15 protein-coding genes, 1 other RNA gene and 1 pseudogene are annotated in these 16,339 nt (G+C 36.9%); 8 read left to right on the forward strand and 9 right to left on the reverse strand.

Going from position 1 to position 16,339, the window contains the following annotated elements; all coding sequences use genetic code 11:
* Nucleotides 1-169: 169 nt before the first annotated feature.
* Entirely contained in the window at nucleotides 170-508 is a 339-nt protein-coding gene (locus tag JNUCC51_RS09920) for a zinc ribbon domain-containing protein YjdM (RefSeq protein WP_337991846.1), read from the reverse strand.
* Nucleotides 509-1,078: 570 nt separating this feature from the next.
* Between JNUCC51_RS09920 and ssrS the strand changes: the two genes are divergently transcribed.
* From ssrS to JNUCC51_RS09935, 3 genes are all read left to right on the forward strand, one after another.
* Nucleotides 1,079-1,271: non-coding RNA, 6S RNA (gene ssrS, locus JNUCC51_RS09925), on the forward strand.
* A gap of 394 nt (nucleotides 1,272-1,665) precedes the next feature.
* Nucleotides 1,666-1,914 (forward strand): DUF3923 family protein, encoded by a 249-nt coding sequence (locus tag JNUCC51_RS09930; protein WP_337991847.1) that lies wholly within the window; start codon nucleotides 1,666-1,668, stop codon nucleotides 1,912-1,914.
* Nucleotides 1,915-2,587: 673 nt separating this feature from the next.
* Nucleotides 2,588-3,918, forward strand: a protein-coding gene (locus JNUCC51_RS09935) for an IS3 family transposase (protein WP_337988626.1) whose coding sequence is annotated in 2 segments (ribosomal slippage) — nucleotides 2,588-2,969 and nucleotides 2,969-3,918 — 1,332 coding nt in all. Because the reading frame shifts where the segments join, the coding sequence is not laid out codon by codon here.
* A gap of 75 nt (nucleotides 3,919-3,993) precedes the next feature.
* Here JNUCC51_RS09935 and JNUCC51_RS09940 read toward each other — a convergent pair.
* On the reverse strand, nucleotides 3,994-5,175 hold the full coding sequence (locus tag JNUCC51_RS09940; RefSeq protein WP_337992215.1) for a NupC/NupG family nucleoside CNT transporter: 1,182 nt from the start codon (nucleotides 5,173-5,175) through the stop codon (nucleotides 3,994-3,996).
* Nucleotides 5,176-5,537: 362 nt separating this feature from the next.
* A pseudogene (locus tag JNUCC51_RS09945) lies at nucleotides 5,538-7,097 on the reverse strand (IS1182 family transposase); the annotation flags it as partial.
* A 425-nt stretch (nucleotides 7,098-7,522) separates the two neighbouring features.
* On the opposite strand from JNUCC51_RS09945, the gene JNUCC51_RS09950 reads away from it, so the two are divergent.
* Complete coding sequence (locus JNUCC51_RS09950) at nucleotides 7,523-7,978, forward strand: hypothetical protein (RefSeq protein ID WP_337991848.1); 456 nt, start codon at nucleotides 7,523-7,525, stop codon at nucleotides 7,976-7,978.
* Nucleotides 7,979-8,144: 166 nt separating this feature from the next.
* On the opposite strand, the gene JNUCC51_RS09955 is transcribed toward JNUCC51_RS09950, so the two are convergent.
* The 4 genes from JNUCC51_RS09955 to JNUCC51_RS09970 form a co-directional block, all read right to left on the reverse strand.
* Nucleotides 8,145-8,558, reverse strand: coding sequence for a VOC family protein (locus tag JNUCC51_RS09955; RefSeq protein ID WP_337991849.1), 414 nt, complete (start codon nucleotides 8,556-8,558; stop codon nucleotides 8,145-8,147).
* 282 nt (nucleotides 8,559-8,840) lie between these two features.
* On the reverse strand, nucleotides 8,841-9,482 hold the full coding sequence (locus tag JNUCC51_RS09960; RefSeq protein WP_337991850.1) for a 3-oxoacid CoA-transferase subunit B: 642 nt from the start codon (nucleotides 9,480-9,482) through the stop codon (nucleotides 8,841-8,843).
* Nucleotides 9,482-10,189, reverse strand: coding sequence for a CoA transferase subunit A (locus tag JNUCC51_RS09965; RefSeq protein WP_337991851.1), 708 nt, complete (start codon nucleotides 10,187-10,189; stop codon nucleotides 9,482-9,484). The genes JNUCC51_RS09960 and JNUCC51_RS09965 overlap by 1 nt, the downstream gene beginning before the upstream one ends.
* 107 nt (nucleotides 10,190-10,296) lie before the next feature.
* Nucleotides 10,297-11,175 carry a LysR family transcriptional regulator gene (locus JNUCC51_RS09970; protein ID WP_337991852.1) on the reverse strand — a complete coding sequence of 293 codons (879 nt, stop codon included), beginning with the start codon at nucleotides 11,173-11,175 and terminating at the stop codon, nucleotides 10,297-10,299.
* Between the two features lie 294 nt (nucleotides 11,176-11,469).
* Between JNUCC51_RS09970 and JNUCC51_RS09975 the strand changes: the two genes are divergently transcribed.
* Nucleotides 11,470-12,783, forward strand: a complete 1,314-nt coding sequence (locus JNUCC51_RS09975) for a short-chain fatty acid transporter (protein WP_337991853.1) — start codon at nucleotides 11,470-11,472, stop codon at nucleotides 12,781-12,783.
* Between the two features lie 169 nt (nucleotides 12,784-12,952).
* On the forward strand, nucleotides 12,953-13,417 hold the full coding sequence (locus tag JNUCC51_RS09980) for a DUF3291 domain-containing protein (protein ID WP_337991854.1): 465 nt from the start codon (nucleotides 12,953-12,955) through the stop codon (nucleotides 13,415-13,417).
* A 227-nt stretch (nucleotides 13,418-13,644) separates the two neighbouring features.
* Here JNUCC51_RS09980 and JNUCC51_RS09985 read toward each other — a convergent pair whose 3' ends face one another.
* Nucleotides 13,645-14,283, reverse strand: coding sequence for a LysE family translocator (locus JNUCC51_RS09985; protein WP_337991855.1), 639 nt, complete (start codon nucleotides 14,281-14,283; stop codon nucleotides 13,645-13,647).
* Nucleotides 14,284-14,458: 175 nt separating this feature from the next.
* Between JNUCC51_RS09985 and JNUCC51_RS09990 the strand changes: the two genes are divergently transcribed.
* Together JNUCC51_RS09990 and JNUCC51_RS09995 are read left to right on the forward strand one after the other, a co-directional pair.
* Nucleotides 14,459-14,884 carry an SRPBCC family protein gene (locus JNUCC51_RS09990; protein WP_337991856.1) on the forward strand — a complete coding sequence of 142 codons (426 nt, stop codon included), beginning with the start codon at nucleotides 14,459-14,461 and terminating at the stop codon, nucleotides 14,882-14,884.
* Nucleotides 14,881-15,198, forward strand: a complete 318-nt coding sequence (locus tag JNUCC51_RS09995; RefSeq protein ID WP_268637967.1) for an ArsR/SmtB family transcription factor — start codon at nucleotides 14,881-14,883, stop codon at nucleotides 15,196-15,198. Before JNUCC51_RS09990 ends, JNUCC51_RS09995 begins: the two co-directional genes overlap by 4 nt.
* Before the next feature lie 359 nt (nucleotides 15,199-15,557).
* On the opposite strand, the gene JNUCC51_RS10000 is transcribed toward JNUCC51_RS09995, so the two are convergent.
* Nucleotides 15,558-16,337: a YqhG family protein gene (locus JNUCC51_RS10000; protein WP_337991857.1), complete on the reverse strand. Its 780-nt coding sequence runs from the start codon at nucleotides 16,335-16,337 to the stop codon at nucleotides 15,558-15,560.
* Between the last annotated feature and the right edge of the window lie 2 nt (nucleotides 16,338-16,339).

Here is a 16,339-nt window from a genome sequence, read left to right on the forward strand (position 1 = left end):
AATTTTTTACTAAAATCAATTTCACCTTGGCGTAATCCGGAGGCTTTATCTTTATTCAGTAGGTGTTTAGACACCTACTGAATAAAAATAAAAAAAGAGTCGTATTTTGAAAAGCTTCCAACATCATCTCCTAGTTGGGCGCCTCATCACACGACTCTTTTTACTGTTATTATGCTTTTTTAACGAACTCTGATTTTAATTTCATTGCACCAAAGCCATCGATTTTACAATCAATATTGTGATCGCCTTCAACGAGACGAATGCTTTTCACCTTTGTCCCAATTTTTAATGTTGAAGAACTACCTTTCACCTTTAAATCCTTAATAACTGTAACGGAATCACCGTCCGCAAGTAGATTGCCATTAGCATCCTTTACGATTAACGTATCTGTGTCCTGCTCCGTTACATCAGTGCTCCACTCATGCGCACATTCTGGACATACAAAGTTCGTTCCATCCTCATATGTGTATTCAGAATTACATTTCGGACAATTTGGATAAGCTGCCATTTCCGCTTCCTCCTTTTACTTTTTTGCTTCTAGATCAATTTCGCCTTGGCGTAATTGCGTCTGGATTTTGAATTGTGCCCAGGCCTGCACGACGCAGGTCAGTTAGCCGTTTTCGCAGGATGCGAAGGTTTTTAGGCTAACATCCTTATATTCATTCCTTTGAAAATCCATGACATCCGCCGGAGGCTTTAGGCTAACACGAAGTTGGTCACTCAGTCATTGCCACAGGACGTGGCGTTCTTAGACTGAGTTCCTCTATTTCAGTAAGGATTTGGATACCCACTGAAAGGGAATCAAAACTGCATTCATCTCACCACTCGTTGAGATGTGTAGCCTTCTACTGAATGAAGGTAAACCCCATATATGCATGCTCCTATCTTTACATACTTCGTCCTATTAAGTAAAGGCCGTTCGCATTTTTCGTTCGTATTTGTGAAAAATGTTTGAATCTGTTTTATGCTTTTTGAGTTTTTTCATTCTGGATATGTATGATTTGGGACACATGCCCATTGACTTTTTTGTACAAACCATCTTACTTGCAAGTTTGTTTTACATGCCTTATTATATCCTTAAAGGCTGCATTGTTCGTATAATATTAAGTTTTAACCTTTAAGCTGTAAAAGGGAGTTTTATTATTGGAGTTGGAATGACGGGCCTCACACCAAGGTGCATGAGGATAAGCAGGAAAGCTTCTGCGAACACCCACTTTGAGGAGTGGTGGTTTAAAACTTTCTATAATAACTACGGCATACGCGGCTTTTTAATTTTAATCATACAGCCACAAGGCTTTTGAACGAATCACTCTCTATTATTGGAGGGTGATTTTTTTATACTCATTTATTCTTGGAAATACTAATGAAATCAGTCTTAAGGCTGAGAAGTAGCACCGCCTAAAGTTTGTTTCCAGTTAAAAGGAAAAGTGTTACAATTATAAACAATAATCGGAGCATTAAATTCATCACCCAGGATGACATTTATTAAAGAACGTATCGATTTTAGAAAGTGCAATGATCTTCATCCTTAGACGACTCTCTTCGTAACCAACATCCTGTTTCCTCAAAGTGGCACATCGGACGCATATAGAAAGCGCCTCGTTGGAAAGGAAATCATCCCTAAGCTAAGGTAGTAAACTTATGAAGAGAAAGGAGATAGTTATTTTGGGTATAAAAATATGGTGGGCTATAAATATTATATGGCTATTCATTTTTGCTGCTGGAGCCATTTTTATTGGGGTAAGAGAAGTTGATTATGCAGGGGTAGTTCAAACTCCTGAAGTTAAAATGGTCTCATTCATTGTTTTGGGTATCGCGTTTTTTATTGTTGTACTGTTTCAACTAATACTACTCATTTTTATTCATTTTCTTAGAAAAGGCACAACCAATAATTCAGCAAAAAGACTATCTTAATAACAGTGGTCTTTGTAGTTTTCTAAGTCACTTAAATAAAGTGGCTTTTTTTATATGTACAAATGTAAATATTTTCAAACTCATCATCATAACGTGCGGTTGATTTCCGTTTCGACTGGGCGCTTTGTAGCTGTCGCTTTGCTTTCGCTACATGAAAACATTTGCCGCTGACGCTTCGCTTTCGCGCAGAGCAGAGCTTCCTGGGGGCGTCCGATGAGCCGCTTCACTCGCGCTGCTCGCTCCAAGGTCTCGGGCTAACAGGATGTTGGTCACGAAGGCGTTATCACAGGACGTGATGCTTTTAGCCTTCGTTCCTCTATATCGCTAATCCCCAAGGAGTCGCTCAGTCTCCACTCCAATCAACTTATATAAACGACATACATATCACAAATGTCATCTACAACTTTTGGTGATGCGTCCATTTTAAAGGCACTTATTTAAGGATATTTTATAAGCCACCATTCTTTGTGTTTCCTTCGCCAAAGGGACTTAGTTTGCAGTGTATCGGGAACAAGCTTTTTCGAACGCTTAACATTTAATGATAATCCCCTTGCATAAAAAAACTGCACCCCATAGATTAAACTGTACCCTATAAGATAGACACTTTGAAAAAAGTCTATCCTATAGGGTACTTTTGTTTATAATGAGAAAAAAGATGTTGAGGTAGAGTGAAATGACCAAAAGATATTTTACGAAAATAGAACTAGAACAACTAAAATGTAATCCAAATGTGCATGCAGTTAGTGAAAAAGCTATCACATATACTGACGAATTTAAACGTCATTTTATTGCGGAAAATGAAAAAGGTAAATTCCCAAGAGAAATTTTTGAAAATGCGGGTTTAGATGTTGAATTAATCGGTATAAAACGTATAGAATCTTCAGGCAAACGTTGGCGAGCTTCTTATCGTAAAACAGGTGTAGAAGGTTTACAAGATACACGTAAAACAAATTCAGGTAGACCATCTGAAAAAGAATTAACACTAGAAGAAAAATTGAAGCGATTAGAAGCGAGAAATCGATTACTTGAAGCAGAGAATGAATTGTTAAAAAAGGTCGATCTACTCGAAAGGCAGATGTTGAAGAAGAAATAAAAATCGCTACAACACTAAAATTTGAACTCATCTATCACACGATAAAAAAGTATAAATTAAAGCGTTTAGTCAGCTATCTATGTGATGTGATGGATGTATCTCGGTCTGGCTATTACAATTATTTTTCAGAAAAATCAGCGCAGAAGCGTATGGCACAAGAACAAGGAGATGAAGTGGTAAAGGAAATCATTTTAAAGGCGTATCATTTCCGAGGGCGAAAAAAAGGAGCACGTCAAATTAAAATGACGTTAGAAAATCAATATGGAATTACGTACAATCTGAAACGTATTCGCCGCGTGATGAAAAAATATCAGATTATCTGCCCGATTCGAAAAGCGAATCCAGCTCGACGTATGGCAAAAGCAACAAAAGAACATCGTACGTGCCCAAATGAATTACAACGCAACTTTAAACAGGGTGTGGCCGGAAAAGTGTTACTGACGGATATCACCTATTTAACGTATGGAAGCAGTAAACGCGCTTATTTATCAACGATTAAAGACGCTGAAACGAATGAAATTTTAGCGTATGAAGTGTCGTCTTCATTAAGTATTGATATTGCCCTCAATACACTTCATCAATTGAAGAAACACCGCCATTTAACAGAAGATGCATTTATTCATTCAGATCAAGGATTCCATTATACGAATCCGCAATTCCAGAAACTTGTGAAGAAAATGGGACTAGGGCAATCGATGTCACGCCGAGGAAACTGTTGGGATAACGCCCCCCAAGAATCCTTCTTCGGTCATTTTAAAGATGAAACCAACCTGAAAGCGTGCGAAACATTAGAAGAAGTAAAACGAGAAGTGAAAAGTTATATGATGTATTACAACCATTATAGAGGGCAATGGAACTTGAAAAAGCTGCCGCCTGCAAAATACAGACAGCAGCTTCAAAAGATTGCCTAGCTTTTTTTCAAAATGTCCTTTACAAAGGGTACACTTTAGATATTGGAGTGCAGTCAACTGCTTCTTTTTTATAAATTAAATAACCAAACCAACGATTGTAGCTGTTAAGATACTAACAAGTGTTGCTCCGTACAACAACTTTAAACCAAAACGAGCAACTACATCTCCTTGCCTTTCATTCAAACCTTTTACTGCTCCAGCAATAATACCGATCGATGAAAAGTTCGCAAAGGATACAACAAATACAGAAATAATAGCCAGTGTATGTGCACTCATAGACTTAGCTACTTCTCCAAGGCTTACCATTGCAACAAATTCATTCGTTACTAATTTGGTTGCCATAATTCCTCCGGCAGAAACAGCATCTGCCCAAGGTACACCCATTAGGAAAGCAACTGGTGCAAAGATATAACCTAAAATGTCTTGGAAGGATATACCGAAAATCATATCAAATACTGAATTGATTAAATCCATTAATGCTACAAAACCGATAAGCATAGCTCCAACAATGACGGCTACTTTAAATCCATCCATGATATATTCCCCAAGCATTTGAAAGAAAGTTTGCTTATTATCATCTTCAATCGCTAAGATATCTTCACTTTCTTCTACGCTATACGGATTAATGATTGAAGCAATAATAAATCCACCAAACAAGTTCAAGACAATCGCCGTTACAACATATTTTGGTTCAATCATCGTCATATATGCTCCAACAACTGACATAGAAACGGTCGACATTGCTGATGCGCATAATGTATACATTCGCTGTGGAGTAATCTTATCTAATTGTTTTTTTACAGTAATAAATACTTCAGATTGACCTACCATTGCAGAAGCAACAGCATTATAGGACTCCAATTTCCCCATACCACTTACTTTACTTAAAAATAAACCTATCCACTTCATGATGAATGGGAGAATTTTAAAATGCTGTAAAATACCTATCAATACAGATATAAAAATAATCGGTAATAAAACATTTAGGAAGAAGGAATACTCTCCTTTATTCGCTAAACCACCAAAAACAAAATTTACACCCGTACTTGCATAAGACAATAAATGATCAAATACATTTGTAAATCCTTTGATTAGAATATAACCAAACTTCGTATTTAGCAGTAATGCTGCAAATATAAATTGAATGATTAACATAATAATTATGTTTTTATATTTTATTTCTTTTTTGTTTTTACTCATTAACAGAGCTAAACCAAAAACAAGTAGCAATCCACAAATGGATATTAAGTATCTCATGAGTTCCTCCATAAATAATATTGATAATATTTTTGCACGTTCGATATCCGAAACTACAAACCCTTCTGTCACTCATTATGTTCCATTATTGAAACTTGAATAACAGCTTTAGATCTTAAAACTGAAAATATGTAGATAGTCAGACGTCAGACAAATCACTTCACTATACATTGTTTTCACTAGCAATTCAATAGTAAAAGAAAAAAAACTCTGCAAAAAGTGTATACGCTTACAAAATTACCGTTCTATAAAAAAAGAGGCTGGGACATAACTAGCTTCATTAGTGAGAAATCCGAATTTGAATTCATTCAAATTCGGATTTCTCTATTTTTTATGTTGTCTCCATATAGCTATTAGCTAATGGCTGTGAATTTTCTTAAATTCACGGCCATTAATGCGAGGCCCATCTCGTTTTCAACCTTCGATTTTCCTCTCACAGAAAATCGAGTGAAACGCAAATTAGCCTTCAAGAATCCAAAAACTGGTTCCACGTCAATTTTGCGTTGACGATAAATGGTACTCGTTTTTTCTTCTGAAAGCTTTACTCTTACATATTCTTTTTGTTGCTCCCACTTCTCATTCACGATTAACTTACGATTATTTCCCCCTTTTGCTTTCGTACATAACGAACGTAGGGGGCATCCGGAACAGTCCTCACATTCGTATATCTTAAATTCACGCGTGAAATCATACTTATCCGTTTTCGTGGAACGATATTTAAATACAAGCTGTTGTTGGTTTGGGCAAGTGTATCGATCATGTTCTTTATCATAATCCCAGTTCTCTGTATTGAATTCGTTTTGCTTATGCTTTTTCTTCTGTTCTTTTACATACATGTTATACGTGATTAAGGCTTCTCGCTTACGGTTCGAAAGGATATCATCATAATTTTGTTCACTGCCATATCCAGCATCTGCGACGATGTGTTTTGGTAACTTAAAATAATGTTGTTCGATTTCATCTAAAAATGGGATTAATGTACGTGTATCCGTTGGATTCGGAAAAATGCTGTAGGCAAGCGCATACTGACCTTCTGTTGCCACTTGTATGTTATAACCTGCCTTCAATTGACCATTTTTCATATAGTCATCTTTCATACGCATAAATGTTGCATCCGGGTCTGTTTTCGAATAACTATTTCGTTCGTCAAAGATTTCGAAGTCTCTTTGATATTTTAGTTTGCGTTCAATATAGTCGATCAATTGTTTGCGAGCCTGCTTTGGGAATTTCCGTTCCGTTCTTAAAGCCTTTCGCTCTGCTACATCCGATGACTCTTCAATTTTTCGATCATATTCAGAAATCACTTCATCAACTTTTTCGACCATTTGAGCGAGGTCTTCCAATGCTAATTCCTTTTCACTTTCCCGTTCAATTTCTGGCATGATTTCTTTTTCAAGCAGCTCATCGTATAGCTGGTTTGACTTTTCAATTAGTCCGTTATGAAATTTCTCAACCGACTTTTTCCACACGAATGTAAATTTGTTCGCATTCGCTTCAATCTTTGTTCCATCAATAAAAATAGCTTCCTGGTCAATTAATTCTCCCTGTACCAGCTGGCAGCGGAATTGAACGAAGCATTGACGAATCAACTCTTTTACCTCTGGTTGGACACGGAATCGGTTGATTGTGCGGTAGGTTGGTTCATGCCCTTGAGCTAACCACATCATCCGAAGACTATCTTTTAAAAGCGCTTCAATTTTGCGCCCTGAGAAGACAGATTGCGTGTAGGCACATAAGATAATTTTAAGCATCATGCGTGGATGGTAGGCAGGACAGCCCTCATTTCGAAGGAATGGTTCAAACGCTTCGGGCGGGATACTTTCGACTAAATGGTGGACATGGAAGGCGATATCATTCTTTTGTAACTTCACTTCAAAATCTAAAGGCAAAACTAATTGATTCATGTTATAATCTTTAAACATAAGGATCCTTCTTTCTGTATAATTTTGTTATGGTGACTTAATTTTATCAGAAGTGGTCCTTATTTTTTATGAAAAAAATTTAAAGCCGGTGAAATTTTACTAATCGTAAAATTTCACCGGCTTTTTAGTTAAGAGGTGGGTTTTGTCCCAGCCTCCCCGCTCACTACAAATTTTTGTAAAATTTATTCAAATTATACTTATTTAAATGGTCTTATTAGAGACTGACGACTTTGTGATTAGCGGCAGCTGTTATATCCCTATTTCTATTCGTTTTATAGATAAAAACCAAGCTGTTGGGATTGTCCTCTTATATCCAACTAAAAAACAGATTTATGTAACTCCAATTTAATTTATTTCCTTCCTTCTTTTTGTATAATTCACCTCCATTTTGCGCATATATGGTAGTAACAAGGGAGGTTATTACATTGAAGAAGTTATTTTATTTGTTTTTACTAGCCACACTACTATTATCCGCTTGCGGGAAAAATACCGCACCAAAGGAAGTTGCCGTCGATAAAAATACTACCGTTGAAGATATAGTAGGAGCTATCGTTAAAAACAAATTCACTGTTGAAGAAAAGAATGGTACGGTATCAATCTCCATTCAAGATACAGATGTGAAAAAAGGTATGAAAAATCAAATGCTGAAGGATTCCACTAAAATATTTGCAGAGCTGTCTAAGCTTCAAAGTGTTAAAGCTCCAGCTATTAATTGGTATGCTCCATTAACAAAGCCTAAAGGGGACAAATCTATGACTGAGCTTTTAAATATTTACTTTAGTGAGGAAGATTTCAGAAAGACTAATTGGGCAAACTATACTGAGCTAGATATTGAATCCATTGCTACTCATTATCATCAAAGTGCTTCTTTAGGACAATAGAATAATCCAAAAAGATACCCCTCCATGTATATAGAAGGGGTATCTTTTTTTATTTATTAATTGCCTCAAACAAAAGTTTTTTTACCTATTGCCTTTTCCATCTTTCCGATACTAAAAGTTGCAATCAAATACCGCAAGGGGTATGAAAATGTAAGCTCATACCTATTTAAATCCCCTCTGTATTCATCAATACGAGACGCCAGCCGTCTGGATCTTCAATTGTGACACCCTTTTCAACCCAATACAGATTTTCTGGCTCGACCTCCGGGTAGCCCATTTGTAATAAGCGTTCTGCAATACGCTGTATGGTTGAAAGCTTTGGGATATACAGTACAAGCAAATTATCCTTTGTTGGTGCTGGACAAGGACTTCCTTCAATATGCTCTGTAAACTCTAAATGATATCCCGCATTCGGAAGACCAATCATGATACCAGTGTAGCCCCGATGTCCAGAAAAAGAGCCAATTTTTTCTAACCCTACGCCTTCGCAATAAAATTCTTCAATTTCCTTTAATTTATCAGTTGGCCGTGCAACGCGTACCTGTGCCACCTGTAATTCCTCTGACCATTGTTGTCTCATAGTTATTTTTCTCCTTTTCAATCATTGTATAATTGAAAAATAGAGCTAGAGAACAGCCAATAGTCTGAAAAATCACAATCAACCTTCATGCTTTTCAGAAATACCCGCGAAGAGACAATACCGCTCAAGTGATTAATATCCCTAATGAAAATAACCAGCCCTATCAAAGAACTGGTTACGGGTTAAGTTGAAGCAAAGACGTTATGGGAGGTTAACTGCCCGGAAACGTCCGATTGGTGAAGACTAATGATCTGTGTGGATGAAAAAAACCCCCACTTCACTTTATCCATTTAAGACAACACTAAATGAAGCAGCTGTCTTCTCTTTTACTTCCTCTAAAGTAACACCCTCTGCTAATTCTATAAGCTGCATCCCTTCATCCGTAAAATCAAAAACAGCCAAATCTGTAATTAATCTATGCACAACGCTTTTCCCTGTTAACGGTAGCTCACATTGTTTTTTTATTTTTGACTCACCATTTTTATTAACATGCTCCATCACGACGACTACTCTTTTTGCCCCAACTACAAGGTCCATGGCACCTCCCATACCTTTCACCATTTTCCCTGGGATCATCCAGTTCGCAAGGTCACCCGTCTCAGATACTTCCATGCCACCTAAAATAGCCAGATCAATATGACCGCCACGAATCATGGCAAATGATTCGGCACTATCAAAGAAAGAAGCTCCAGGAACAGCTGTTACCGTTTCTTTACCTGCATTAATTAAATCAGGATCGACTGCGTCTTCTACTGGGTATGGACCAATGCCAAGAAGTCCGTTTTCTGATTGTAGAAGGACGTCATAATCAGATGGAATTGCATTGGCCACTAGCGTTGGGATACCAATACCTAAATTGACGTTCATGCCGTTTTGTATTTCTTTTACCGCTCTATTTACGATTCTTTGTCTTGTATCAGCCATCACGCATCCCCCTTTTTTACCGTCAAACGCTCGATACGCTTCTCATAATTGCCACCAAGTAAAACACGTTGCACGAATACTCCAGGAGTATGAATATGATCCGGATCTAGCTCTCCTACTTCAACAATTTCCTCTACTTCCGCAATCGTAATTTTCCCCGCCATTGCTGCTAGAGGGTTAAAATTACGTGATGTTTTTTTGAAAACTAAATTTCCTAGCTTGTCTGCCTTCCATGCTTTTACAAGTGCAAAATCTGCGACTATACCTTTTTCTAAAATATATTCTTTGCCATCAAAAACCTTTTCTTCTTTCCCCTCAGCAATTGGAGTACCAACTCCAGTAGCTGTGTAAAAGCCCGGAATTCCAGCTCCGCCAGCTCGTAAACGCTCTGCTAACGTACCTTGTGGTGTCAATTCTACTTCAAGCTCTCCACTTAAAAATTGCTGCTCAAAAATTTTATTTTCACCTACATAGGATGCAATCATTTTTTTGATTTGTTTATTTGCTAATAAAAGCCCTAAACCCCAATCATCCACGCCACAGTTATTACTTACAACTGTTAAGTCTTTTGTTCCCCTTTGTACTAGCGCCGCAATTGATTTTTCAGGGATACCACATAGCCCGAAGCCCCCTACTGCTAATGTATCTCCATCTTTAATATCAGCAACGGCTTCCTCAAACGAATTCCACACTTTTCCCTTCCCCATATCGAAACCCCCTAAAATTGCTCACTTATTAAGAAAAATTCTACCTTAATATCATTTTATAAGTAAAGGAATTAATTAGAATACTATTTATTCTAAAAGTGCATAAATCAATTTTCAGAACGTATTGTATTGAGTAATTGCTTTAAGGCAAAAGATTGATATGTATTCTTCTTCGTAATAACACCTAAACGCCATGGCATGTCAAAATCAAGCAACGGAATAATTTTGACATTTTTATTTGTCTGCTTAGCGGCTATTGAATATGGTAAAAGTGTCACCCCTAAATTCGAGGATACTAGCTCTACTATTAAATCCCATTGCGAGCTTTTATAGCCGATTATTGGTGTAAATCCTACGCTTTTACATGATTTAATAACATAATCATGCAGTGTGAATTCCTCTGCAAAGATAATGAATGTCTCATTTTTTAAATCTTGTAATAGAATATGCTCTTGCTGAGCTAATGGATGGGACTCATTAATAAAGACAAAAAATTGGTCTTCCACAAATGATTGAACAGAAAATTTCCTTTCATCTGTAGGTATAACAACAATCCCCATATCAACATCGCCATTTTCTACTAATGTTCCGATCATTTTAGCTCCACGTTCCACAAGCTCTAAATGCACCTTAGGATATTGCTTATGAAACTTTCGAGCGATTTCAGGAAAAAATAGTGTACCAATTAGCGGCGGAATTCCTAGTTTAATCGTACCTGTTTCAATGTTCGATAAATCATCCAATAATATATGCAAATCATGTACAGAACGTATTATTTTTTGCCCTTGTTTATAGACGATACTACCAGCGTCCGTTAATTCTATATTGCGTGTAGAGCGGTTTAATAACTCTACATGAAGAGCATCCTCCAACTTTCTAATGCTTTTGCTTAATGAAGGCTGTGATACAAAGGATTCATTAGCTGCCTTTGTAAAGCTCCCATGTTCAACAACAGTCATAAATGCTTTTAAATCTCGCAACTCCATATAGATACCTCATTTATTCTAATTTGTTATAAAATATATTCTCAAAATCTCTATTTAGTAATAAATTCTCCTTATCTCCTACTAATCCTTTTTCTAAAAAAATATGTAGTTAAATACAATAGCAATAAGGCTTTGTTATGATTTCAATAATTATTTGATTCCACAATATCCGCGATAATAGCCACGAATTCTTTTCTACATTACGTTTCATTTATCGTACTTAATGCTGATTTTTATCTTCCTCAATTCGGTTTTCTATGTAAAATTAGCAATAAGATAAGGGGGATTTCTAACATGAAAACGTTAACAAGAATTTCAAATGCTATTATGGAAAAATATTTACCTGATCCATATATTTTTGTCACTATACTCACAGTGTTGACGTTATTATTAGGGGTTGCATTAACAGATTCTTCTCCGCTCGATATGGTGATCTATTGGGGAGATGGATTTTGGGAGCTATTAGCATTTACAATGCAAATGGTGATTGTCTTGGCTGCAGGTCACATTTTAGCGAATAGTCCTGTCTTTAAAAAAGGATTATCAGCCATCGCAAGTAATATAAAAACACCAGGCATGGCAATTATCATTATTACATTCGTATCACTAATAGCTTGCTGGATTAACTGGGGATTCGGACTTGTTATTGGTGCTCTCTTTGCAAAAGAAATTGCTCGTCATGTTAAAAAGGTAGATTATCGTTTATTAATTGCTAGTGCCTACTCAGGCTTTGTTATTTGGCATGGTGGATTAGCTGGCTCAATTCCACTATCCATTGCAACTGAGGGTCATAAGTTTGCAGACATTATGGGCATCATACCAACAAATGTTACACTTTTCTCAACGTATAACTTATTTATAGTCATTGTTATCGTCTTCACTTTACCGTTGTTTAATCGTTGGATGATGCCAAAGGAAGAGGATACGGTTGAGGTTGACCCTGCATTATTAGTAGAAGAAAAAACAGAGTTACCTAAGCCTGAAAACAACTTTGCCAGCCGCTCTGAACGTAGTTATATTTTAACGATTTTAATTAGTATTATCGGACTTGTCTATTTAGTTCATCACTTTATTACAAAAGGCTTTGTTCTTGATTTAAATGTAATTAATACGATTTTTATTGTGTTAGGAATCATTTTTCACGGGACACCACAGCGTTTCCTTGCTGCTGCACAAGATGCTATTAAAACTACAACAGGCATCGTTTTTCAATTTCCGTTTTATGCAGGGATTATGGGCATGATGACCGCTTCTGGTTTAGCCGCTGTATTCTCAGAATGGTTCGTTAATATTTCCAACGAACATACATTCTATTTATTCACATTTTTCTCAGCAGGACTTGTTAACTTCTTTATACCGTCAGGCGGTGGACAATGGGCAGTGCAAGCTCCTATTATGTTAGATGCCGCAACCACTTTAGGTGCCGACTATGCAAAAACCGCTATGGCTATTGCGTGGGGTGACGCTTGGACGAATATGATTCAACCGTTCTGGGCACTTCCAGCCCTTGCAATCGCTGGCTTAAAGGCTAGGGATATAATGGGATTTTGTTTATTCGTTTTAATCTTTACAGGCATTATTATTAGCATTGGGTTACTTTTCTTCTAAATATCGAGTATTTAAGCTTCACGGAATGCAATACATAATTTCCGTGAAGCTTTTATGTTCACTTTGAACGAAGCTAAAGTGAGCTTTAATAGGCAGGTTAGTCGAAGGAGGAATTTTCACATTTTCACTCTAATATATCTATAAAAAGACTATAAATGGAGGGCAATTTATGGCGTTAGTTTCAATCTATACTGTTGGTAGGCTAAACCATCCCTATGACCACCCAGCCTCTCGTGAATTTTATCAAGTGGGAAATGAAGTATACCGTCAGGCAACTAAATCAGGACTTATAGAGACTTTTTCACCTGAAGGAGTCCCTTTCCCTGAAGAAACCGTAAAGGGAAAGGGTCCTCCTATTCTTACGTTAACAGTATGGAGAAATCTTCAATCATTATATCGCTTTACCTATTCCGGAAAGCATATACAAGCATTACGAGATAGAAGCAAATGGATCGAGCCATATCCAGAGAAACACCTTTCTTATGTAGTTTGGTGGACAGAAAAGGTGAAGGATGTGTCATGGGAGGAGGCATTTAAGAGATACAACTATTATATTCAGCATGGTCCAACTTCTTTTGCATTTGATTTTAAGCATACATTTGATGAAAAAGGAGAAAGATTCTTGATTGAATAGCAATGGCCCACTCTGGAGGGAATCGTGAAGCATTACACTCAAACTATCAAGGTGCGTTAGTTGAACAACAAAAAAGTTGTCGAGGTCATTTGTTGTAAAAAAGGATAGATGAAAACAGGTATTCTTCCTGTTCATCTATCCTTTTTTAGACCTGTAAAATGTGTGACATTGTATTCAGTTACTTAATTCATAACAATCTTAAATATTTTTTGATTTTCAATAAAATCTTAGTGAGCTTTTTCTAATGCCAATTTAATGCCGAATCCAATTAATACTGCACCTGTCAATCCTTCGATAACAGCCTTTGTCGTTGGCTTTTTCATAAATGCGCTAATTTTATCCAACAAGTAAACATAAAACACAAACCAAAATCCTGTTAATGCAGTATAAATGAGCCCCATTATAAGAAACGGCATAAATGTACCGCTCTTTCCATCTACAAACTGAGGTAAAAATGTTAGAAAAAATACAGCCACCTTTGGGTTTGTAACGTTCGTTAAAAAGCCTTGTTTAAAGCATGATTGTTCCGAATATTTGTGGTCGATTTGGGTTTCGTCTTGTACAACTGGAAGCTGTGTCCGTATTACTCGTAATGCCCATAAGGTTTTGACACCTAAATAGCATAAATAGACCGCGCCGACGTATTTTAAAATGGTAAATACATATGCTGACTTAACAATAATTGCGGAAAGTCCAATAACCGCTGCAAAAGTATGGATCAATAATCCACAGCACGAACCGAGTAAAGTCTGTAAGCCTCCCTTTCTGCTTACAGTCAATGTATTTTTTGTTGCAATCGCCGTATCTGGACCAGGCAAAATAATTAATAAAATGCACATTAATAAAAAGACAGATATGTTCACCACTTTAATGACCTCCCTTTTAGTCAGAAAATTATAAAAATAATTTTAACATAAGTGAGGCTACACAAAAAGACGCGGTAAAAATTTATCCAATGTATTTATAATTGACATATAACCTTAAGGTGTTATATATTCATAACACCTTAAGGTTATATTTTTGCAAAGGAGTTCATTTTAAATGACAGAAAAACTAGAGAATATTGTTAAAACAGTTACACTTAATGCACCGATTGAAAAAGTATGGGAAACAGTAACGGATGCTGAAAAGATTGCTTCTTGGCTTATGCCAAATGATTTTAAGCCAGTTGAAGGTCATGAATTTACAATACAATCACCATTTGGTCCTTCACCATGTCGAGTAGAACAAGTAGATGCTCCACATTTTGTGCGTTTTGCATGGGATACTGATGGATGGTTTGTCACTTTTGAACTGAAAGAAACTGGTGGACAAACTGAATTCACGTTAACGCATGGTGGCTGGAAAGAAGCTACACATATCATTCCTAAAGCTAATATGCCTGCTGAAGCTATTCGAAAAATTATGGCTGACGGCTGGACAAAAATTGTCGATCAAAAATTTAAAGAGGTTGTGGAATCACAATGACACAGCTTGCTGTAAAAAATGATGTTTTTCAAGCAATCGCTGATCCAACAAGACGTCATGTCCTACAGCTACTTGCCTCAAGTGATAAACCCATCTCACTCATTTCTGAAAATTTTTCTATAAGCCGAACTGCTGTCGTGAAGCATTTAAAAATTTTAGAACAGGCTGAGCTAGTTTCTGCTCAGAAAAAGGGCCGAGAAAAAATTTACACATTACACGCCGAAAAACTAAAAGAAATTGAAGACTGGCTACAGTACTTTGATTTATTTTGGGATAATAAATTGGCGCAATTACAAAGTATTTTCGAGGAATAATCAATAATTCCTCGGCATTATTCCGTCCCGAATCTGCTTTGTGCTTAGGCCTGCGAGAGGGCCGACACGATGTCGGTCATTTCGGTAATGCCACAGGACGTGGCGTTATTACCGATGCAGGTCAGTTAGCCGTTTTCGCAGGATACGAAGGTTTTAGGCTAACATCCTTTAAGCATTCCTTTCCGATTCCGTGACATCCGCCAGAGGCTTTAGGCCAACGTGATGTTGGTCACTCAGTCGTCGCCACAGGACGTGGCGTTCTTAGACTGAGTTCCTCTATTTCAATGTGTGTTTTGACACCCGATGAAAGAAGTTAAAATGAGCAAGGAGCTGTCCCCACTATTAGGACAGCTCCTCGTTTAATAAAGATAAAATAATCCACCATTAATAATTTCTATTTTAATTTTTGTATCGTATTGTTCCTCTAATGCCTTCATTTCAATGTTATAGCATTCTGGCTTCTCTTCTTCTTCCTCATAAAAATAATCAAGTACTCGCTGATCACGCTGCCATCGTTTTTTTGCTTCTGTAGCCCATGAATGGTCATCTCGTTCAATAATCTTTTCAATAGTAGCATGTAATCTTTCGAGTGCTCTAAGAGGCTTAATGATATATTGTACATGAAAAGCATTGTCTGCTGGAACAGTGTCAAATTCAGATGTACATATCGTCTCTTGAAAATCCTCTTTTATTATCCCAGTTAGCAAGTTTATACCAAATGAATAAAGCATTTCTTTCGTTCGATCGCAGCAATACGACACTTTAAAATTAACACCAAGCCAAGGAGTTAAGATAACTTGTCCTATCGCGTTATCCACTTTTTCAAAAAGCTGAACATAAGCCCCTAGCTCCCTTGTTGCTCGAAAAAGCTGGTTCATTCTCGGAGAACCAAAATGAATAGCTTCCCCATAAAGGCCCCCAGCTGATGCTGTTTGATTTGTAATGAAAGTTACTTGAGCGGGATTTCCCTCACTATTTGTAGCTTCTACGTATTGCCAATAAAAAGGTCGATTCATTATTCTTTTATCAATATCAACGGTTAATTGTACAGTAAGATAATGATGGTCTTCTCCTAAAATAGGGCAATTATTTTCATTAAAAAATTGGCGTAAATAACTATGAACTTGCTGTGGATACATGG

The organism is Lysinibacillus sp. JNUCC 51 (assembly GCF_015999525.1).
GTDB lineage: Bacteria > Bacillota > Bacilli > Bacillales_A > Planococcaceae > Lysinibacillus > Lysinibacillus xylanilyticus.